The sequence below is a fragment of the Pantoea sp. SIMBA_079 genome, assembly GCF_046940275.1.
GTDB lineage: Bacteria > Pseudomonadota > Gammaproteobacteria > Enterobacterales > Enterobacteriaceae > Pantoea > Pantoea borealis.
Window position 1 is genome coordinate 1 of sequence record NZ_JAWRYR010000491.1, and the last position, 261, is coordinate 261.

The window sequence follows — 261 nt, forward strand, 5'->3', positions numbered from 1 at the left end:
ACCGATGCCTCCACCGAAGCTAGCGCTCCGGTTTCCAAGGCTCCTACCTATCCTGTACAAGCTGTACCAACATTCAATATCAGGCTGCAGTAAAGCTCCACGGGGTCTTTCCGTCCTGTCGCGGGTAACCTGCATCTTCACAGGTACTATAATTTCACCGAGTCTCTGGTTGAGACAGTGCCCAAATCGTTACACCTTTCGTGCGGGTCGGAACTTACCCGACAAGGAATTTCGCTACCTTAGGACCGTTATAGTTACGGC

At 51.7% G+C, this 261-nt stretch carries 1 rRNA gene; it reads right to left on the reverse strand.

Features of this window, described 5'->3' with window-relative positions:
- A 23S ribosomal RNA gene (locus tag SB719_RS20925) occupies window positions 1–261 on the reverse strand; the annotation flags it as partial.